General features: G+C 69.1%; 9 protein-coding genes. 6 read left to right on the top strand and 3 right to left on the bottom strand.

Annotated elements, in window-relative coordinates:
* Window positions 1-35: 35 nt before the first annotated feature.
* Window positions 36-1,271 carry a DNA sulfur modification protein DndB gene (locus AMO33_RS11965; protein WP_060592620.1) on the bottom strand — a complete coding sequence of 412 codons (1,236 nt, stop codon included), beginning with the start codon at window positions 1,269-1,271 and terminating at the stop codon, window positions 36-38.
* A 13-nt stretch (window positions 1,272-1,284) separates the two neighbouring features.
* Window positions 1,285-1,623, bottom strand: coding sequence for a DUF732 domain-containing protein (locus AMO33_RS11960; RefSeq protein WP_159005568.1), 339 nt, complete (start codon window positions 1,621-1,623; stop codon window positions 1,285-1,287).
* Between the two features lie 204 nt (window positions 1,624-1,827).
* Between AMO33_RS11960 and AMO33_RS11955 the strand changes: the two genes are divergently transcribed.
* The 4 genes from AMO33_RS11955 to AMO33_RS11940 all read left to right on the top strand — a co-directional run bounded on the left by AMO33_RS11955 (window position 1,828) and on the right by AMO33_RS11940 (window position 11,653).
* Window positions 1,828-3,813, top strand: a complete 1,986-nt coding sequence (locus AMO33_RS11955; RefSeq protein WP_060592617.1) for an N-6 DNA methylase — start codon at window positions 1,828-1,830, stop codon at window positions 3,811-3,813.
* A gap of 35 nt (window positions 3,814-3,848) precedes the next feature.
* On the top strand, window positions 3,849-4,958 hold the full coding sequence (locus AMO33_RS11950) for a DNA methyltransferase family protein (RefSeq protein WP_060592615.1): 1,110 nt from the start codon (window positions 3,849-3,851) through the stop codon (window positions 4,956-4,958).
* 22 nt (window positions 4,959-4,980) lie between these two features.
* Window positions 4,981-6,405 carry a serine/threonine-protein kinase gene (locus tag AMO33_RS32570; protein WP_240327488.1) on the top strand — a complete coding sequence of 475 codons (1,425 nt, stop codon included), beginning with the start codon at window positions 4,981-4,983 and terminating at the stop codon, window positions 6,403-6,405.
* 127 nt (window positions 6,406-6,532) lie between these two features.
* Window positions 6,533-11,653, top strand: a complete 5,121-nt coding sequence (locus AMO33_RS11940) for an AAA domain-containing protein (RefSeq protein ID WP_060592614.1) — start codon at window positions 6,533-6,535, stop codon at window positions 11,651-11,653.
* A gap of 27 nt (window positions 11,654-11,680) precedes the next feature.
* Here AMO33_RS11940 and AMO33_RS11935 read toward each other — a convergent pair whose 3' ends face one another.
* Window positions 11,681-13,714: a DEAD/DEAH box helicase family protein gene (locus tag AMO33_RS11935; RefSeq protein ID WP_147296527.1), complete on the bottom strand. Its 2,034-nt coding sequence runs from the start codon at window positions 13,712-13,714 to the stop codon at window positions 11,681-11,683.
* Here AMO33_RS11935 and AMO33_RS11930 point away from each other — a divergent pair.
* Window positions 13,644-17,336: a hypothetical protein gene (locus AMO33_RS11930; protein WP_159033814.1), complete on the top strand. Its 3,693-nt coding sequence runs from the start codon at window positions 13,644-13,646 to the stop codon at window positions 17,334-17,336. The genes AMO33_RS11935 and AMO33_RS11930 overlap by 71 nt on opposite strands.
* Window positions 17,246-22,252, top strand: coding sequence for a DEAD/DEAH box helicase (locus AMO33_RS11925; protein ID WP_307584128.1), 5,007 nt, complete (start codon window positions 17,246-17,248; stop codon window positions 22,250-22,252). Before AMO33_RS11930 ends, AMO33_RS11925 begins: the two co-directional genes overlap by 91 nt.
* Window positions 22,253-22,260: the final 8 nt, after the last annotated feature.

Here is a 22,260-nt window from a genome sequence, read left to right as displayed (position 1 = left end):
TCATCCGGCCGCGCCGCGCCCGGCCGGGCACCCGCTCAGCCGGGCTGTCCGCTGGTGGCCAGGCCGAGCTGTCGCTTGACGCGGTCGGCGGCCTCGCGCACCGGCCCGCGCTGGGTGCTGATCTTCCCGTCCGGCGACACGATGCTGCCTCTCCAGATCAGGGCATCTCTGCGCCAATCGATCTCGGTGGCCAAGCGCTTGTAGGCGTCCTGCCGCCACGCGAGATCAGTACTCTTGCGGATCTCGTAGGCGACCCGGCCGATGACCACCAGGCCGGTGGCGGTCATGTTGATATAGCGCTGGCGGAAGTCCGCCACCCGGTTGGCCGGGCCGCCACTGGTGGGCAGCGAACAGATCTCCCGCCACGGATCCATGTGCTCGGACAGCGTCTCGACGAGGACGATCGCGTCCTCGACCAGCTCGTCCCTGGCCTGCTTGTCGCCGATCAGCCGCGAACTCTGCCGGGCCACCGAATCCTCGGACAGGGCGTAGTCGGCGAAAAGCAGCTCCTTGACGAACTGGCGCACCTGGTTCAGCAGGAACACCGCCTGCGACGCCTTCGGCAGCGTCTTGGAGGTGGCATCCACCCGCCCCCGGAAGAAGCGAGTGCGTTCGACCAGGTCGGCGAGGACGCCGTTGACCGGTTCGCGGGTGTTGTAGACGGCGAGCAGGCTCGCGGGGATCTGTTTGGTCTGCGCGGCGTCGGCGAAGTCCTGGTGGATGCGCTTGAGGTCCTCCTCCACCACGATCAGCACCGCGAGACTGTCGTCTTCGAAACCGTCGTCGAGGTCGACCAGGCTCGGGATCGCCGAGCGGCCGGAGCCGTGCCCGCGGATCGCGGTGATGCGGTGCTGGCCATCGGTGACGTAGAAGCGGACCTCGTCGCCGATGACCATGAAGCCGAGCCGGTTCTTGAAGTTGCCGCGCGGCAAGTGCAGGGCGGGCAGCTGCCGGGCATTGAGCGTCACCGGCGGCAGGATGTAGTCCTCGCGGTTCTCTCTCACATAGGTATTGATGTTGCGCACGTGGTCGGTCATCAGCGGGCGATTGGTGGTGTTGGCCGGATCGCCGCCCTTGTCCACCGATTCCGCGACGACCTGGCGGGCGAGGAACGCGTACGGGAAAGACGTCGAGATCATCGTGCGCCTGCCCTGGCGGAACACCGTGCAGGGGAAGACTCGTGCGCCCGAGGCTGCGGCGTCGGCGGACGCCGCGGCCAGCGCCTGGTCGAGGCCGTCGTGTTCACGCAGGCCGATGTGGTTGCTGGACATGATGGCTCCTGGTTCAGCGCGCGTAGCGCGGGCAGTAGGCGAGGGTGGCGGCGCGCACGAAGAGGTACGGGTAGTCGACGGTGTCGCTGAGCTCTTCGGCGAGCGTGATCCGGTTGCGGGCGGTGCCGCCGTGTGCGTCGAGCCAGCGGCAGCTGCTGTGCGCGAGCTGGATCGCGGCGTCCTGCACGCCACAGGACTCGTCGTCGTAGTGCGATTCGGCGAGGAAGAGATGGTCCGAGCCGGAGCGGGGACCGCATCCGCTCGACGACGAGCCGCCGGCGGATCCCGACGACGGAGCGGCGGTGGCCGTGGGCGCCGCGACGATCGCGGCGGCGGCACCGAGCGCGAGCACGGAAGCGAGTGTGCGAGTGGTGAGCATGGGATTCCCCCGGAGAGTCGAGAGTGGTCGCGGCCGCCGTGGAGGCCACCAACCACGGTGGGCGTCGTTGCTTTGACACCGTATGCTTTCTATGAAAGCAATGTCAATACGTCTTCGGCAGTTGATTTTTGCTCACAGATGCAGCAGGGTGGAGCAATCGGACCGGAGAGGAGGACCATGTCCAAGACTGTGTCCACGATCAGCGCCGCCGAGCTCTCCCGGCTCGCCGGCGTCACGCGGGCCACCGTCAGCAATTGGCGCCGCAGGCACACCGACTTCCCGAAGCCGGTGGGCGGCAGCGAGGCTCGCCCGGTCTTCGACCTCGCGCAGGTGCGCGCCTGGCTGGCCGAGCACGACATCGCGACCTCGGAAGCACCACTGACGGAACTGCGGACCTGGCTACGCAGCGATGCCGCCCCGCAGGCGGTGGCCCGCTTCATGCGGAGCTTGCGATCGGCCGACGCCGGGTGGGCGGTCGAGGCGGACGACGAGGTCGACACCGAGTTCGCGCGACGCGCGGTCGCCCTGCTGGAGCGGGTCCGCCAGGAGGACGGCGCGCGGGCGGCGGTCGACGCGCTCGCCGACCGCGCGCTGGAGGAGGCGCTGGCGTCCGGTGTGCATCGCACGCCCGATCCCATCGCGGCACTGATGGCGGAACTGGCCGTCACCGCGGCCGGACCCCGGGTGCGTACGGCACTCGACCCGGCCTGCGGGAGCGGCGCGCTGCTGCTGGCGGCCGCCGCACGGGGCGTCGTCGATCTCCACGGCCAGGACGCGCTACCGGTGCAGGTGGAACGGGCGCGGCTGACGGTATCGGCGGAAACCGGGCTCGAGGCCGACATCCGCCTGGGCGACAGCCTGCAGGCCGATGCCTTCGCCGACCTCACCGCCGACGTCGTCCTCACCAATCCGCCCTACGGTCAACGTGACTGGGGCGCCGCCGAGCTGGCATTCGACACCCGATGGCAGTACGGGCTGCCGTCGCGGATGGAATCGGAGCTGGCCTGGGTGCAGCACGCGGTCGCACATCTGCGTCCCGGGGGCGTCGCCGCGGTGCTGTTGCCGCCCGCCGTGGCCGCCCGGCCCTCCGGCCGCAAGATCCGAGCCAACCTGGTACGTGCGGGCATTCTGCGCGCGGTCATCGCGTTACCGCCGGGTGCCGCACTGCCCTGGCACGTGGGACTCCAGATCTGGGTGCTGCAACGGCCGCTGCCGGATGTGCGCCCGGCCGACCACGTGCTTTTCGTGGACACCACCTTGATGGGCGCGATCGGTGAGGGGGAACAGAGCACCGATTGGCAGCTTGTCACCGATCAGGTGACGCGAGCTTGGCGGGCATTCGACGAAGGCGGGGATCCCGGCGCCGAGGCCGACGCCGCCGCAGCGGTCGGGTCCATCGATGTGCTCGACGAATCGGTCGATCTGACCCCGTCCCGCTACGTCCACCTGGTGGTCGACACCGGCGCGCTCACCGGTCAGCTGGAATCGACGGCCCACCGCTTGGCAGCTGCCGGTGACGAACTCGAGGCGGTCCGTGCGTCGCTCGACGGCTGGCTCGAGGGAGCCGCGCGTACCTGGCGGCACGTTACAGTCGCCGAACTCGCCGGTCACGGCTGGCTGCAATGGATCCGCGCGCAGTCAGCGGCGCGAGAGGACTCCGGTACCGGTGGTGAGAGCGCCGTGACGGGTCCGGGGAGCGGTGACGACGTGGGGATCGAGGTCGGTGACGTCCTGCTGGCGACTGCGCGCGGCGACCGGCAAGGGGGGCGCGCCGTCCGGGTTGCCGGACCGGACGACGTGGCTGCGGCGCGCGGGCCGAATCTGCACACCCTGCGGGTGGACACGGATCGGCTCGATCCCTGGTTCCTGGCGGGCTTCCTGCTCGCGGGCAACAGCTCCGCGGCCCGGGCCACGACGATGCGTTTCGATCCCGGCCGGTTGCGCGTCCCGGTGCTGACCTTGGCCGAGCAGCAGCGTTACGGCGCGTTGCTGCGCAGACTGTTCCGGTTGCGCAGCGCCGCCGCGCAGGCGGCGGCGGCGGTCGACGACCTCGCGGACAAGGTCGTGGCCGGGCTGACGACCGGCGGGATCGCCCCGGCCGGTGACGCGGAGGAGAGTGCGGGAGAACCGTTCGGCGATGCCGGATCGAGCGACGGGCGATAGCGTCCGTCCGGACGAACCAGGCGGGAGGATCCGGCATGTGGCATGAATTCGCCGAGCAGACTTTCGAGGCGAACCTGTACGACCCCGGCCTGTACGGCGACGACGGCGATCGGCGCTGGACGTCGGCGGACGGTGCGGAAGCGTGGTTGCACCAATGCCTGACCCAGGTTTCCGAAACGGGCCTGGTCGCGGTGCCGATGCCGGTGTCCGCCGCGACGAGCAGGCAGGCGCGGACGCTGCGCGGAGTGTCGTTGCGCAAGGGTGTGCTGCGCGCGCTCGTGGCGGGCCTGGACGCCGACCGGCACCTGTGGGTGCTGTCCGGCACCGACGGCGAACGTCCTGACCATGTCCTGCTCATTGATGCCGCGGGCGACCCGACACGGGTGGCGACAGCGTGGCGGGCGTTCCGCGACCATCCCACACACCCTGATGCGGCCGGGTACGCGGTCCGCGTCATCGATCGGCTGGACGACCGCGTGGATCTGACGCCGGCCGACCCCGGCACCACCGAGCTCGACAGATACCCGGACCTGCTGGCAACGCTCTCCGAATCGCCGCTGGAGACCGCACCCGCGCTGGCGCCGGCAGAACCCGCGGCGGGCGTTGTCACCCTCGGCGAACTGGCCGAGGCAGGGATGGTGAGCTTCCATCAGTCGCCCCCGACGGTCCGTGCCGAGACCGGTGTCCCGATGTGGACTGCCAAGGACGTCCGGCTGGGCCGCCCGCCGTCGCGCCTGGGCGATGAGCAGGCTCCGGGAGCGGTGCCGGTGCGTCCGGGAGATGTGGTCGCGGTGATGGCCGATCGGATCGTACGGGTGTTCCGGGAGGGAGAAGGTGTGCTGCTCGGTCCCGGCATCGAACTCGTGCGCGCCGACCCCGAGGTGCTCGACCCGGAGTTCCTCGCCGGTGTGCTGCGCGCGGCGGTCGAAGGGTCCCGTGGCAGCATCGATCTCTACGAGGTCGCACTGCCGCGCCTGACCCCGGCCGACCAGCGCCGGTATGCGCGGGCGTTCGCCCGGCTGCGTAAGCTCGAGGAGGACTGGCTGCAGCGTCGCGCGACCATCGAAGCGCTGGTCCGGATCGGATACCGCGGTCTGGCGACGGCGCGGCTGCGTCCGGCCGACACCGGTGATCTGGGTGGGTAGTCGAGAAGCACGGAGGTGACCGGTGCAGGTCGGGGGACGCTACGACCTCATCCGCCAGGTCGGGGCCGGTGGTATGGGGCAGGTGTTCGAGGGATTCGATCGCAACCTGAAACGGCGGGTGGCCGTCAAACTCACCCACGCCGATCTCGAATCCGACAGTGAGTGGACGAAACGCTTTCTGCGGGAAGCCGAGCTGATGGCCACCGTCAGCCATCCCGGCACGCCCGCGATCTACGATGCCGGGCTCACCGACACCGAGCCGTTCCGGCCTTATCTGGTGATGGAATTCGTCGACGGGGTGACCCTCGACGACCTGCTCGTCCGCCGTGGGCGGCTGCCGATCGGGATCGTCGCCGCGCTCGGCGCGCAGACCGCCGCGGTACTGGCGGCCACCCACCGGCATCGGATCTACCATCGGGACCTCAAACCGTCGAACCTGATGCTCTGTGACAACGGAACGCTGAAGGTGCTCGACTTCGGACTCGCCGTCGCCCTGGATGCCGACCGCAGCCGGTACACCTCCACCGGCCAGACCATCGGAACCCCGGCCTTCATGGCGCCGGAGCAGATCGAGTCGCGCGAGATCAGCCCCCAGACCGACCTGTACGCCCTGGGGCTCATCCTGCACGAGTTGCTCACCGGTGAACGTGTGTTCACCGGCACCAACGCGTTCAGCGTGTGGTCCCAGCAGGTTTCGACCCCGCCGCCGGACATTCGCGTGGAATGCCCCGGTATCCCCGCGGACATGGCCGGCCTGGTCATGTGCATGTTGGAGAAGAAGCCCGAGAGCCGGCCGGCGGGTGCGGCCGCCGTGCACGCGGTACTGATGCGTCACGCCTGCGACATCGCCGAACTGATCGACGACGTCGACAGCCCCGCTCGTATGTATGCCGTGGCCGTCAGCGCGCCCGGATCGAGCCGAACGGCGCCGACGATGATCGCGCCGGTGCCCGACCCGGTGATCCCGCCGACGGCCGCCGCGGAAACGGTGGTCGTCCCGACGGACGATCTCAGCCGCGGCGACCTGCACCGCGCCATCGAGAAGGCCAGGCGCCTGGCTGACGAATCCCGCTATCATCCGGCGGTGCGCCACCTGCACACGGCCCTGCAGGCCGCCATCCCGCTGCTCGGCGCCCGTGACGCCGATATCGTCGACGCCCGGATCCAGCTGGCGGGCTTGCGGTTCGAATCGGGTGCGTTCGACGAGGCCGCCGATCTCTACCGCACCTTGATCGATGACCTCACCGCCGAGCGGGGGCCCTACGACGACCAGGTCATGTTCTGCCAACGGCGCCTCGCCGAGTGTCTGCTGCAGCTGGGGCATTCCGAAGACGCGATGGAGCGCTTCCGGAGGTTGCAGGCCCAACTCGAGGCGCGGTACGGGCCATCGGATCGCCGGGTATCGGAAGTGCGCGAGCTTGTCGGGGATCTACGCCGATGGACCTGACCTCAGCCGCTGTAGCACGCGGCTCTCGGTTGGCGATAGCGTTCGGGACACCGGGCACAGCGCGGAGGATCGACCCGCGCGATCGACAGTTGCGGGAACGGACAGTAGGAGGACTGCGGTGGCGGGAATGACGGGCGGGGGCGCGCCGCTGGCCGACCGCGGAGCGCGGTTGTTCCACTATCTGGCCCGTGTCCAGGACATCGGCATGACGAAGATCGCCGACGTGGCCGACCTCGGAACGGTGCTCTGGCTGGCGGATCTGCCGGTCCATCCGGCCGTGACCTACCAGCCGGAGGCAGCGGGCGAGCCGTTCCTGGTGGTCGCCAAGGTGCGGGTCGAGCCCGCGGCCGAGTTGCACGACGCGCGGGTGCGCGAGTGGCTGGCACCGGGACGCCTCGACGACCCCGAGGTCGAGCCGGAACTGCGTGAGACTCGTGTCGGTCCCCACGGTGCGGAGTCGCTGGCCGATCACCCGGAGGTGGTCGAAGGATTCAATGCCTGGATGACGAGGTGGCGGCCGTGGTCGTTGAAAGCCCGCCGTGATCTGCTCGCCCACCGCCTCTATCGCGAGCTCTACGACGTCTACACCCGGCTGAGTGCGGCATCGGAGACGACCGAGGCCGTGCTGGGACTTGGGTGCCTGAGCTGGAAGCCGCCGTCCGGCGCCACCGTGCGCAGGCATGTGCTGACGGTTCCGGTCAAAATCGACTTCGACACCGACTCCGGTGCCCTTGCCGTTTCGGTCGAGAGCGGCGGTGGCGGAGTATCGGTCGAACTGATGGACTTCCTCGACCACAGCCATCTCAGCAGTGCCACGCACCTGCACGAGGCCGAGGAGTTCGCGCGCCGGGAAGCGGTCGACCCGTTCGATCAGTCGGCCGTGGGGGCGTTGGTCCGGCGGGTGATCAACTGCATCCACTACGGCGCCGACTATCTCGACCAGATGACCGTGCCCGCACCCGGACGGGAGCCGACCGGCGCCTACGCGCCCGCGGTGATCCTGCGTTCACGCGGGAAACGCGGGTTGGTGCGCGTGCTGGACTCGATCGCCCAGCGGATCCGACAACAGGACGAGGTGCCGGAGGGCATTCGTAACCTTGTCGATCCCGACTACGTGCCCCGCCGGGACAAGCCCAGCGACGAGGGCGCTGTCGTGCGCGACGGTGCGGACAGCTTCCTGCCCATGCCGCTCAACGAGGTGCAGTTGCGCATCCTCGACCATGTCGACTCGAGCGCCCACACGATCGTGCAGGGACCGCCCGGCACCGGCAAGACCCACACCGCCGCGGCGTTGATCGCGCATCTGCTGGCACAAGGCAAACGAGTACTGGTCACCGCGCATACCGATCGCGCGCTCGAGGAGGTGCGCGGCAAGCTGCCCGACGAGATCAAGCCGCTGTCGGTCGCCGTCGTCGGCACCTCGCGGGACTCCTTCGCCGATCTCGAAGTGGCCGTCGAACGCATCTCCGAAGCCGCCGCCGAGCACGACCCGGCACGATGCGAGCGTCAGATCACCGCCGCGCAACGCCGCATCGACGAGCTGCGGGAGCGCCGCGCCGACCTCCTGCGCAGATTGCGCGCCGCTCGGGAAGCCGAAGTGCGCGGCTACGACGTCGCCGGGTACCGTGGCACCCTCACCGATATCGTGGCGCAGCACCGCGCAGACCGGGAACGACACGGCTGGATCGCCGGGCTCGTCGCCCCCGGCGCCGCCGAGGCGCCGCCCGCGACCGCGCAGGAGTACACGCTGTGGCGGGAGCTGGTGCTGGACGACTCGCTGCGCGACCCGGAGGCACAGGCGCCCCAGCTGGTCACCACCGCCGAATTGCCGCCGCCGGCCCAGGTGGACGAGTGGTTCGCCCGCCGCGCCACTGCCCAGCAGCGATGCCGCGAATACCAGGAGGTCGGGCAGACCGAATGGGTCCGCCGGATCGTGACGTTGGCCCTGGCCACACGTGCCGAGCTGCGTGAACTGGTGCAGGGCCAGGACCGGGCGGCGGCCGAGCTGGTGGATCACCGCGAGACCTGGATCCGCGATGCCCTGCTCGATGTCCGTGCCGGACGGCCGATGGAGTGGCAGACCAGGGCCCAGCGCATCGCGGAACTACTCACCCATGCGGAGGCCGCGGTCACGGCTGTCGGAATCAGCGAGGTCACCGTAACCAGTACGGACCTCGCGCCTCTGGTGGCGCTCGCCGAAGCGGTGCAGGCGCACATCGCCAAGAAGGGCGAACTCAAGATCCAGGCCGACGGTTCGCCGAAGATGGGGCTCACCGCGGCCAAGGTCATCAAGGACGCCAAGCCGCTGTTCGACGCCGTGCGTGTGGACGGCCGGATTCCTACCACCGCCGAGCAGCTGGAGAAGTTCCGGCAGTACGAGCAAGCGAGCCGGTTGCTGAACCAGCTCGATGCCGCGTGGCAGGGCCTCGCGCAGCCGCAGGCCGGCGCGCCGGGGTGGCGGCTGGCCTGGCATCGGGAACGACATCAGCGGTTGCAGGGCATCCTGGGTTTCGGCACACAGTTGCAGGCCGCCGGTGCGAAGCTGCGCACTTACGGCCTGCCCGAACCCGATTGGGCGGACCCGGTCTCGGTGCAGCGGATGGTGCAGGCATTCGATGCGGTGACAGCGCTCGACGAGTTACACGCCGCGCAAGCTCCCATCAATGAACTTCTCGCCAAGCTCACCACCCTCGGCAATCACCCCCGGGCCACCGCGAACCTGCACGAACTGCGCGCCACGGTCGAGCGGGCGGACACCCGTTCTTATCACCGCGCCCATGCGCGACTGGCCGAACTCCGTGAGCTGCGTGCCAGATACGCCCAGCGGCGGGACCTCGACGCACGGATTGCCACCGTGCCCGCTCTGCACTCGCGGATTCTGGAGACCATCGGCGATCCGGAGTGGGAGACGCGACTGGCGACCTTGCCCGCCGCATGGGGATGGGCGGCGGCGGGCCGTTGGCTGGACGAGCGGGTGGACGAGCAGGTCAACGACCTGTTCCTGGAACTCGATTCGATCGAGGACCGCCTGCGTGCGGAGGCGACCGAACTGGCCGTGACACGCGCGTGGGACCGGGCGGTCGGGCCAGGACGGTTGAGTCACAGCTCGCGCGCGGATCTGCGCCAGTACGTTCAGTTGGTCCGCAAGCTCGGCAAAGGCACCGGCGTCCATGCCAACAGGCGACGCGCGGAGATCAAGCAGACGCTGGCGCGCTGTCGCTCGGCGGTTCCGGTGTGGATCATGCCGATCTACCGCGTGGTCGAGCAGCTCGACATCGAGCAGGACATGTTCGACGTGGTCGTGGTCGACGAGGCATCTCAAGCCGGGCTGGAATCGGTGTTCCTGCAGTACCTCGCGCCGCGCATCGTGGTGATCGGCGACGACAAGCAGGTGTCGCCGTCCGCGGTCGGCGTCGATCAGAAGGAGCTGGAGAAGCTCGCCGGCCAGTACCTGTTCGACGACAAATACCGAGCCACCTGGCAGGAACCCAAGCGCAGCCTGTTCGACGAGGCCACCATGCGGTTCCCGGCCCGGTTGACTTTGGTGGAGCACCGGCGCTGCGTGCCGGAGATCATCGGCTTCTCCAACAAGATCGCCTACGAGCCGCACAACGTGCGCCTGATACCGGTGCGAATGTTCGGTGCCGATCGGTTGCCGCCCATCCGCACGGTGTATGTGCCCGACGGCACGAATCCTCCCAAGATCAACACCAATGTCGCCGAGGCCGACCGGATCGTGGAGCAGATCGCACGCTGCATCGAAGATCCTGCCTACGACGGCAAGACCTTCGGCGTGATCTCCCTGCTCGGCGTCCAGCAGGCCAAACTCGTCTGGGACAAGCTGCTCACGCGATTCCAGCCGGAGGAGTTGACCCGCAGGCAACTGCGCTGCGGCGACGCCGCCGACTTCCAGGGCGCCGAACGCGACGTCATCTTTCTGTCGATGGTCAAGGCTCGCGGTGGCGAGTCACGGCTGGTGGCACAGAACCGGGAAGAGGCGATCCAGCGCTACAACGTCGCGGTCTCCCGGGCCCGCGACCAACTCTGGTTGTTCCACTCGGTCACTCTTGATGACCTGCGCAATCCCGATGACATGCGATATCGGTTGCTGGATTACTGCCTCGAGACGTGGCGGCAGGATGCCGAGCAGATCGGCGAGCGGCCGGAGCCGGTACCCGAGGACCGCGTGGTCGCGCCGTTCGAATCGCTGTTCGAGCAGCAGGTGTTCAACAGGATCGTCGAACGCGGCTATCGCGTCAGCGCGCACTACGACGCGACGGGCTACGACATCGACATGGTCGTGACCGGCGCGCAGGCGCGGGTGGCGGTCCAGTGCGACGGCGACCGCTGGGACGGTCCGACGGCGTTCGACGCCGACCTGGCGCGGCAGCGCGACCTGCAACGGTGCGGATGGCCGTTCGTGCGCATCCGACAGTCACAGTTCCTGCGCGACCCGGACGCGGCGTTGGCGCCGCTGTGGGCCACCTTCGACGAACTCGGCCTCCTGCCCGTCAGCGAGGAGGAAACGACTTCGGCGGCCACGGCGGCCGAGCTCGCGCCGGTGGTGGCAGAACGGTCGGACGACACCGTGCGGCCGCGGGCCGCAGACCATGACGAAGAGGCCGCGTCCTATTCGTCGCACACCGATGCGGACGCGCCGGCGGTGCCCATCGACGAGCCGATCGGGGTGCCACAGGCGGAGCAACCGCCCCCTCCCACGGAGTCCGGGGCCGAAGTGGTGGTCCCCTATCGGGCGTTCGCCGAACCGCTCGCCGCGCCCGGTGTCGCGTCGCCGAGCACGGTGACCAAAGACCTGGTGCGGATCGTCGACGTCGAGGGGCCGGTGACCGGCTCCCGGGTACTGGCCGCTTATTCGAGGTCCGCGGGCTCGGCTGCCGACGCCGGTATCGCGGACATGGTCGAACGACTGCTCGACGCGGCTGTCGACAGCGGTGATCTGCTCGTCGACGATCCGGTCCCGACGGGCGACTCCGCCGCGCGGACCTTTCGCACGCCGGAGCAGCCGCTCACGGCCCGCCGCACGCTCGGCCCCCGAGCGATAGACCAGGTGCCGATTCGGGAACTCGCCGCGGCAATCGCGGCGGCCGCGGCCGAAACCGGTTGGGGCGACCGCAGAGAGCTGCTGCGGCGAGCCCTGCATACGCTGGGGCAGCCCGAGATCACCGACCGCGCTGTCGCGGCGCTGGCGCTGGCGCTGCCCTTGGCCCGCGAAGGGACCGTCGAGTGATTTGCCGACAGGCCCTGTCGCGAACTGTCAGAGCAGACCGGCGGGGGTGGTGCCGCGCAGGAACGCCGCGATGCCGACGAGCCGGTGGCGCGGCACCCGCAGCGGAGCCACCGCGCGGACGAGCCCAGGGAATTCCTCGATCGGGTCCGCCGAGCGCGCTGCCCACCGCGTGATCCGCTCCAGCGCGGCACCGCGCTGATCCGCGCTGCCGCCGACGTCGGCCGCCAGCAACACCAGTTCCTCGGTGCCGTCCTCGACCGGACGGAAGTCGAGCAGGCCCGCCCCGGCGGCCGCGGTGACGGCGGCGGCCATCTCCCGGGGGTCGGTGAGCCCCAGGAGATCGCCGAGTTCGTCGGCGGTAGCGATCCCACCCTGGGCGAGGAGCTGGTCGCTGAGTTCTGTCATCACGGCCTCGGCTTTCGGTTCGGAAGCGGCGGGACCGGGGTTCGGCGCCCCCGGTGCGGGTGTCGGGTGGACCGCACCGGGGTGCCGGTTCGGCCCGGGGTGGGCAAGCCACCGGTCGAGCAGGCCGGGCAGCCCGGCGATGTCGGTCGTGATCTCCTCCTCGGCGATCTGTCTCAGCCTACGAAGGTGGGCCCCGACATGTTTGGGGTCTTCGGAGGAACCTTCGACGAAAGCCAGCAGTACCACCGGCGCCTGCGGGGCATCGGGGTGGATCACCCGGCCGAGCCGGTGCGCCAACTGCCGCTCGGTGAGGTCGGGGGAGACGAACACACCCATGCCGACGTACGGCACCGTCAGCGCCGGATCCAGTCCGCGGTGCTCGACGACGGCGTGCAGGCTGCGCTCGCGGAGCCGCCGGTGGACCTCGTCGCGAGTGATGGCGGCGAGATCCTCGCCGACGCGGGCGATCTCCAGGTCGCTCTGCCCCAGGAGCTGGACGAGACGGGTGGCGGTGGCGGGCCGGTCGGTGAAGAAGATCGTTTGGGTGCGAGTCAACGCGGGGACCGGAAGGTTGCGCAGCAAGGCCAGCTTCTCCTGGCATCCGGCGAGCAGTTCACTGCGTTTACCGAGCGCATCGAGGTAGCGTCGTGCGAAGACCGCGGCAGGCCCTCGCGCATCCAGCTGGGCTCGCGCGAATCCCTCGGCGGCTGAGCGAGTGTCGGGCGCGCCATAGGTGCCGACGAGTGTGTCCAGTGCCTGTTCGGCCCGGTCTTCGGCGGTATGCAGGATCCGCTCTTCGCTCGCGGTCAGCCGCACCGGCACCTGGGCCAGCCGTATGCGGGGGAGCAGGCCGTGCTGGACAGCGTGCAGGTAATCGCAGCCGGCGACGATCTCGCCGAAATACGGCCGGACGACCGACTCCATCAGGCCGTCACCGCGTTCCGCGCCGCAGGTGAGCGCGAGTCGCCACTGGAAGGCGGGCAGCAGAGCCTTGGCGTACGCGCCCGCGCTGTAATCGTGGACGTCGTCGACGATCAGTACCGTCGGAGGGTGGTCGGCCTGCCTGTCGATCATCCGGTCCTGGATGGCGCCGCGGGCAGTGACTACGGTGACGTCACCGTGCGCGGGCAGCGGGTGCGGAGCGGACCCTGCGATGCTGCGGTCGGGCAGTGCGCCGCGCAGCGCCTCGATCCAGCGGTGCTGGTCCTCGCTGTCCCGGACCAGCACCACCACCTGACGCCCGGCTCGGGTGGCTTCCGCGGCGGCGGCGATGCCCAGGGAGGTCTTGCCCGCCCCTTCGACCGCCTCGACGATAGCTCGGTGACCGAGTCCCCGCCAAGCGGCGAGTGCTTGTTCCTGCCAGCCCCGGGAGCCGGGGCCCGGCTTCCGTTTCCCCGGGGCGGCGGCGGGTCCGCGCGAGGTGCTCTGACGCGCCGAGATGGTCCCCGCCGGGGGCGAGGATGCGCCACCGCCGCCGGACCCGCGCAGCGACCAGAGCGGTGGGGTGTCGTCGGACTTGCCGAAGACATCTTGGCGGGCATGGAGGAGGCGGTTGACAACCGTTCGGGTGACCGTCGGATCATCGATGGTCTCGGTCAGCTCCCGCGCCGTCAAGCGGCCTTCGGCGCGGAGCAGTTCGCGGATTCGATGTACCAACGACTCCTGCACTGCGTACCTCCCGTGCACCACGACCTGCTCGGTCGCCGACCGTGATCGGCGTGATACACGAATTATGTCCGGTTCGGTTCCCGAACCGGCACGGACCCGCAAACCGCGCAGTAGCGTGTGGGATCCGCCGGACGACAGACAGGACAGCGGACGGTCCGGTGGTCGCGGGTTCTTCCTGATGGGAAGATGTTCAGGCATCCGGCGAGTTCGCGGCGTCCGGCTCGGTGCGGTGAGAGGTGAGGAGGGGGTCCGTGCGATGGCGGAGTCGTTCTTGGTCCAGCAGGCGCGTGATGTGGAGTTCGCGCGCGCCGAGGAATTGCGCCGGGTGTCGCTTTTCGTCGAGCTGAATCTCGACGCCGACGAGATCGCCCGCAGCACCGATCTGTACGCCCAGATGATCCGCCGGTATCACCGCGCGCGGGGACCGGAGTGGATCGTGACGAAGTTCCCGGCATTGACGCTGACCACGTTGATCGGACACGCCGGCCTGTACTACGACCGAAACCGTTACTGGGACAGCTTCTGGGAAGAACTCGGCCTTCCGCGCGACCCGGACTTCGAGTCGGTGCTGCGCGATGCCCTGCGCGAATTGCTCGCCAAATTCCGGCTGCGTGAGTTCCCGGAACTCGGGCATCAATACGTACAGGTGATGGCAGTCCACGCCGGCATCCCGGTACATTGCCTGGACGACCTGGTCGACGTGATCGACCAGCACATCGCGGCCGGTCGGGAGGCAACCGGTGCCGCGGTGTTCGAATGGCTGACCGCGCCGGGTATGGCCTACCGGCTCAATCCGCTCGATGTGCCGGTGCGCAATTTCCTCCGGTTCGGCGGCGAGGTCGCCGTCGACATCGTGGACCGGATCATCGAGTTCGCCGAGTACTTCGCCGAACACCCGGAAGCCGCCAACGACCTCGATCTCGACACGGCGACCACCGGGTTGCCGAACCTGTTGCTGGACGCGCTGATCGATCGTCTGCAGGAACGGCCGTTGGGGTCCGGACCCCGGGAACCGAGTGCGGTCGCGCGCACCAGGCAACCGGGTGTGGCCTATTCGCCGCTCGACCAGCAGATCGTCGTGGAGGTGCCGTACCCCGGGACCGCGCCCGACAGCCCGTGGCGCGTGCGGTTCGACGGGGCGCCGCACACCGTGTACGCCGAACGCGCATGGGGTAGTGCCGAGGAACGGACGCAGCCACCGACGCCGGTTCCGGTTCCGCGCCCGGTCCGTCAGATCGTTCTGGAACACGAATCCGTGGCCGGCATGATCCGGATCCCGCTGGTGGACAAGGACGACCCGCTGCTGCTGTTCGACGGTTCCGGGCGCGCCTTGTCGCGGCATCTGGCGTTGCCGCGCGACGTCGTCATCGCGGTGTGTCCGCACGATGCGGCGCTGATCGATGTGCACAGCGACGTGCCGCTGGACGCCGTCGACGAAGTGTCACCGATCGGCTGGCCGGACTGGCGGGCGCGAACATACGACCTGAGCGAGACGACCGGGATCCGCTGGCGCCGTCGGCAACATCTGGGACCGGTGCGGCAGGTGCGAGCCAGTGCCGCCGCCCGGTTCGAACCTGCGGCCCCCCTCGAGGGGGTGACCACCCGCAACGGCCTGTCGGTGTACCCCGAACGGCCGGCCGTCGCGTTGCCGCCGACGAGTGCGCCCAGCCTGTGGCGGGTGCGTACCCGCCGCGCGGGCACCGTCGACTGGCTGACCGAGCAGGACTGGGAGTCGAGTGCCGAGGCAACCGAACTGGACCCGTTCGACGGTGTACCCGTGGGGTTGCTGGGGTTGTTCGACGTCGTGGTCAGCGGCCCGCTCGGATCGGATCTGCGGCATTCGGTATTCCTGGCCGAGGGACTGGCGGTGCGTTACGACGGCGAGTTCCGGCTACCCGAGGGCGACGGTCTCGCGCCCACCTCCTGCGTCATCGCCTGCCGCTCGCCCTTGGCCACGGACACCGCCCGGCTCGAATTCGCGGCCACGGTCCGCGATGCGGAGATCCGGGTGCGGTCCGGCGAGCACAGCGAACGCTTGCTCGTTCGTCCTCCGCACGTCGAGCTGCGTGTCGACGGGGTGGGCGGTGTGGCGCAGTGGCGTACGGCCGCGGCCACGCTGTCGGTCGACCAGCTCGCCGAGCACGCCACGGTCGCGGTGCGAGTGCCCGGGGAGGTGGAAGTCGACGTGGCGCTCCTCGACCGCACCGGCCGGATTCGGCAGGCAGAAGTGCCGAAGGTGCTGCCGGACAACGTTTTCCAACTGTCCACGCGTACCTTTCTCGACACTGCCCGTGCGCTCGGTGTCGCGGTGTTGGTAGCCCGGATCGACACGGCCGACGGCCGGACACACCGGGTCACGCTGGCCAGGATCCGGCCGCCGGTGCTGTGCACGGGTGCTCGGGTGGAAGGCGGCATCCTGGTGTTCGACGGAGTGTCCGGCGCCGATCTGGCCGCACTGGTCTGGGCCGACACCGCGCCCTGGCGCGAGCCCGAGCAGCTGACGCTCGTCGATGCCCGGGCCTCCCTGCCGCAGGACATGATCGCTGCCGGTCCGCTCACCGTGCAGGTGTTCGTCGATGATCCCTGGTCGGTGACGATCGTGCCGGAGCGGCCCGGTGACGATGCCCTGCACGTCGAGCAGGACGGTTGGTTCTCCGACCCGGACTCCACCCGGACGGCGCTGTCCCGTTTCCTCGCCGGGTACGGCCCTGCGCCGGCCGGCGGCGACGCGCTGCCGGAGGTGTGGGCCGCGCTTGCCGCGCTCGGCGCGGATCAACCGATATGTGCCGCGCTGTACGAGGTGCTGACGTGCGACCCGCGTTCCGCCTTGGAGGCGCTGTCCTACACCACGATTCCGCCGGCGCGCTTTCCCGCGTTGCTCATCGGCTCCGGGCTCGCCGAGCGGGAATTCGCCTCGCTCATCCGCACCGTGGTGCCGGCCGACCCTTGGATCGGCTGCCTGCTCGACATCGCCGACCTTCCCATGATCGCGTCCGACCCGAGTTCGGCCGCCTATCGCGAGGTGGTCGGCCGGTTGCGCGAAGCGGGAGGTGAGCGCCTTCCCCAGTTGCTGGCCGGCAAGATCGGTGATCCGCGGGAGGGCATCTTCGACATCTCGGCGGTGCGGTTGCACCGGTTCGACCCGCACCGCGTCCAGGAGTTGAAGGCCGCGTGCGACATCGTCCCCGCTGCGCTGCTCGACACCGACACCCGCGCGTCTGCGATGTTCGAGGCCTTCGAGCAACGACTGGTCTGGCAGGACGATGTGGCACGGTCGCGGTTGACCACCGGATCACACCCGTTGCTCGCAGCCGTGCGCCGGGTGTCGCGGTTCGCCTACGACCAGATCGTCGCCCGCAACGAGGCGCTGGACGGGGTGGACACCAGCGAACTGCCGTGGATGTTGATGTCGATGCAGTCGTTGCTGCTGGCCGTCGTGGCCCGGTTCGCGGCCCGTCGTCGCCTGGCCGCACCACTGACGCCCGCACTGCGCGCGGACTGGGCGCGGCTGGCGCAGCTGTGTCCGGCGATGGTGTGCACCGACCTGTTGATCGCCGACGCCCTGGCGGCATACGACCTCGAGCCCGATCTGATCGGAGAACCGACGTGACCGACCGATTGGACCCGCTCGCGGCAAGCGCCGCGATCGAAGCAAGCTACAAGCGGTACCTCAAGACCCTGATCGCCCCGCGTGAACCCGAACTGGCCGAGGCGTTCGACCGGGAAGTAGACGACACGCCGCTGCTCACCAAGGGCCCGTTGCTGGAACTCACACCCCCCTACGAGCCCGGCGCCGCGCTGCGCGACCTGATCGCAGAGGGCGTTCTGCACCCGGGGTTCGCGGAGTTCGGCGCGACGATGGCACTGGACCGTCCGCTCTACCGGCATCAGGAAACCGCCATCCGGAAGGTGGCGGCCGGGCGGAACCTGGTGGTGAGCACCGGGACCGGCTCGGGCAAGACCGAGAGCTTCCTGCTCCCGATCCTCGACGCACTGGTGGCCGAGAAGGCGGGGGGAACCCTGGGTCCCGGTGTGCGGGCACTGCTGCTGTACCCGATGAACGCTCTGGCCAACGATCAGTTGAAGCGCCTGCGAGAACTGCTCGCCGCGACCCCGGATATCACCTTCGGGCGCTACACCGGGGAGACCAAGGAGCGGCGAGCCGACGCGGAATCGGCCTTCGCGCAGATGCACCCGGGCGTGGACAGACTACCGAACGAATTGCTGAGCAGGGAGGAGATGTGGGCGGCGCCGCCGCACATCCTGCTGACCAACTACGCAATGCTCGAATACCTGTTGCTGCGCCCGCGCGATCTCGAGTTGTTCGATGGCGAGTACAGCGATACCTGGAGATTCGTCGTTTTGGACGAGGCGCATGTCTACGACGGTGCGCAGGGCAGCGAGGTCGCCCTGCTGCTGCGACGACTCCGCGACCGCGTCGCACCCGACCGTCCGCTGCAGTGCATCGCGACCTCGGCATCGCTCTCCGGCCGTTCCGAGGCGAGCCAGGGCATCGAGGCGACCGACTTCGCCCGCAAACTCTTCGACGCCGAGTTCGAATTCGTCCCGGAAGACCCGGACAGACAGGATCTGGTGACCGCCACCCGAATGCGGCGCCGGGACGAGCCCACCTGGACCATCGCCGACACGGACCTGCTCCGGCTCGCCGGACCGGATGCCGACCTCACCGACATCGGCGAACACGCACCCTCCGGTGACGTGGCCGATGCCCTGCACGCCGAGCGGAGGATCGCCGACCTGAAGCGGCACGCGCACGCCGGACCAACCGACGTGGGCACCCTGGCCGACAAACTGTGGCCCGACGACGACGCGGCCCAGCGCAAGCTGGAGGCTCTGGTCGCGCTCGGTTCCAGGGTGGTCGACACACGCGGCAACCCGGTGCTGTCGGCGCGGTATCACCTGTTCGTCCGGGCCACCGAGGGCGCGTTCGTCAGCTTCGCCGATTCCGGTCCGCGGGTGTTTCTCAGCAGGCACGAAATCGATCCGGTGACAGGCCGAGCGGTATTCGAATTCGGCACCTGTCAACGGTGCGGAGCAGTGCATCTGGCGGGAGAACGAATCGTGGAGGACGGCGCCGCGTACTTCCGGCCCGCGAAGAAGGACGCCGCGGTTCGCTGGCTGGTGCTGACGGACACCGGCGCAGGGGCGGTCGTCGACGAGGACGAGGCGACGCTGGCCGAGGACGGTGCGAACCCGGCCGAGACGGGTCGGCAGACCTTGTGCACCGGATGCGGCATCCTTGGCTCTGCCTGCACGCTGCGTTGCCCGGGCGGGCCCACGCTGACGGTGCGTGAGCACCGGTCGGCCCGTCGGGTCATGAGCACCTGTACCGAGTGCGGTGCTCTCGCCCGCCAGGTGGTTCGCCGCCTGCACACCGACGTCAACGCCGCCCCCGCCGTTATCGCCACAGCCTTGTACCAGCATCTGCCCGCCGCCGAGGGCGAGGCGGGCGATCGCGTGGGCGGAGGCCGCAAGCTGTTGATGTTCTCCGATTCTCGGCAGGCTGCCGCCTTTGCCGCGCCCTATCTGTCCAGCACCTACGGCAGCGTGCTGACCCGGAGGTACATCACTGAGGCCCTGCACGACCCGCGCAATGCGGGAGAGCCCCTGTCCGTGGAGGATCTGGCGGCCGAGGTACGCATGGTCGCCGACCGGGCGCAGCACTTCGACGAGGATGCGACGCGGTCGAGCAAGTTGCGGCAAGTGAATCCCTGGGTGATGGCCGAGCTGATGACGATGGATCAGCGGCAGTCGCTCGAGGGACTGGGGCTGCTGTCGGTGTCACTGCTGCGCACTCGGAAGACGCCGTTGCCGTCCGGCCTGGTCCGGCTGGGGTTCTCCGAAGACGAGTTGTGGGGGCTGTTGGCGGAGCTCGTGAAAACGGTACGTCTGCAAGGCGCGCTGACATTGCTGCCCGACGTCGACATCACCGACCCGCTGTTCGAGCCGCGCAACGCTCGGATCCGGCTTCGGTCGGCCGACTCCGACCATCGCAAACGCATCATCAGCTGGCGGCCCGGCGGCAAGCCGGGCACCACCAACAATCGCTTTCTGCTGGTCCGAAAGGCGCTCGCCGCGATCGGCTCGCAGGCTCCCGCGGACAAAGTCCTCGACGCGTGCTGGGACTTCCTGGAGAAAGCGGGGTACTTCGAGGCTGAACACGACAAGAGTGCAGGCGTCGTCTATCAGCTCTCGCACGAGCGGCTGCGGCTTCGTCCCGGCCGGGCCTCCGACTGGTATCGGTGCACCATCTGCCGACGGCTCACGATTCACGACATCCGCGGAGTGTGCCCGCACGGCTCGTGCACGGGCCGGCTCGTCCCGTACCCAGTGCCGGACACCGGGGCGGACACCAATCACTACCGGATGCTGTATCGGACGCTGGCCAAGGTTCCGTTGAGCGCTCAGGAGCACACCGCCCAGTGGGAGGCGATGGAAGCCGCCGCCGTGCAGCGCCGTTTCGTGACCGGAGAGGTGAACGTACTGTCGTGTTCGACCACGTTCGAGCTCGGCGTCGACGTCGGCGAGTTGCAGGCGGTGATGCTCCGCAACATGCCACCCAAAACAGCCAACTACGTCCAGCGCGCGGGCCGGGCCGGGCGACGCGCCGCCGCGGCGGCACTCGTGGTCACCTACGCCAAGCGCAGCTCCCACGACCTCTCGAAATTCCAGGACCCGTCAGCCATGATCGCGGGCGTCATGCGCATCCCGTGGATTCCGATCGACAACCCTCGCATCGGGAGACGGCATGCCCATTCGATCGCGCTGGCCGCCTACTTCCGCGACCGCTACGACACCGACCGATCGGAGTGGCGCCATGCCGGCGAGTTCTTCGAATCGGGTGAGAGCGGAGAATCCGCCGCCGCGGCGGTTCGCAGGTTCCTCACTCCCGTACCCGAACGGGTCCGCCGGTCGCTGCGTGCGGTCCTCCCACCGACCACCGCTGCCGAGATCGGGGTCGACGACGACCGATGGGTCGACACGCTCTGCGCGTCACTGTCGCTGGCCGAGCAGGAGATCGTCACCGACATCACCATGTTCGACTCCCTGATCGAGGAGGCCGTGAGCCAACGCCGATTCGAACTCAGTGCGCGACTGCAGAAGACACTGCGCACGATCCGGCAGCGGCAGCTGCTCGGCTACCTGGCCAACAAGAACGTGCTGCCGAAGTACGGATTTCCGGTCGATACTGTGGAATTGCGTACCGCGCACTGCGATACAGACCTCGGAGCGAAGCTCGAACTCGCTCGCGACCTCGGTCAAGCCATCTTCGACTACGCTCCGGGCAACCAAGTGGTGGCCGGTGGCAAGGTCTGGACCTCGCGTGGCCTGCACAAGTTGCCCAAGCGGGAATTGGTCGAATTGCGCTATCGGGTCTGCCGGGAGTGCAAGCATCTCGAATGCGGACACGACCTCGACCCTGCTGCGCTGTGTCCGAACTGCGACCAGCAGTTCGGACAGATCCGCAAATGTGTGTTCCCCGAGTTCGGCTTCGTCGCCGACCGGCGGCCGCATGACGTCCGCTCCGAAGTACCACAAAGGAATTGGTCCGGAGCGACGTACGTCCAATCCATCGGAGAGAGCTCGGATGTGTTCCCCTGGCAATCCGCCGGTGGGGTCGAGGTGCGGGCCAGAGCGGGCACCAGAGCCAGAATGATGGTGATCGGCGAGGGCGCCGGTGCAGGGTTCCTGCTGTGTCCGTGGTGCGGCTGGGCCGACCCGCATGTCGCGGGCGCAGGTGCGTCCAAGCACGATCATCCGGTCACGGGTGCGCCGTGCACGGGCCAGCCGTCGGTGGTCTCCTTGGCCCACCAATACGAGACCGATGTCGCCGAGTTCACCTTCTCCGACTTCGACTACGACAGGGAGTCCGAATCCAAGTGGCTCTCGGTCCTCTACGCGCTCCTCGAAGGGGCGTCCGAGGCACTGGAGATCAGCCGGGACGACATCGACGGCACCCTCGCCTGGAGCGCCGACGGCGCCCGCAGCATCGTGTTGTTCGACACCGTCCCGGCCGGTGCCGGTGCGGCCAAGCAGATCGCGGCCGAGCTCGACAAGGTCCTGAAATACGCGGCCGATCGGGTGGCCCGGTGTGAATGTGGCCCGGAGACCTCCTGCTACGGCTGTCTGCGCTCCTACCGTAACGAGCGGTTCCATCCTCAACTGAGCCGCGCCGGTGCGCTGGAGGTCTTCGAGCAGCTCGACCTGGCCGGGCGGGCCGAACCGCTGCAGCCCACCTGGTCTCCGAACGCCGTGCACGCGTCGGACACGGTGCGCGACCTACTGGCCGAGCTGCTGCGCCACGGCGTTCCGGAACCGGAGGTGGACACCGAGATCGGGCGCTACTACTGGCCTGTCGACATCGTCTGGCCCGAGGCCAAGGTCGTTGTCGTCAGCGGCGAGGACGACGACCGGGACACCGGCTTGGCTGCAGACGGCTTCCACGTCGTCGCACTGGAGGCCACCAACGCGGCCGAGCTGGGCGAGCTGTTGTCGGCGCGTTGAGCGCCGCC

It is taken from the genome of Nocardia farcinica (assembly GCF_001182745.1).
Taxonomy (GTDB): Bacteria; Actinomycetota; Actinomycetes; order Mycobacteriales; family Mycobacteriaceae; genus Nocardia; species Nocardia farcinica.
Note: the sequence above shows the minus strand (reverse complement) of the source record. Positions and strands in the feature narration are given on the sequence as shown.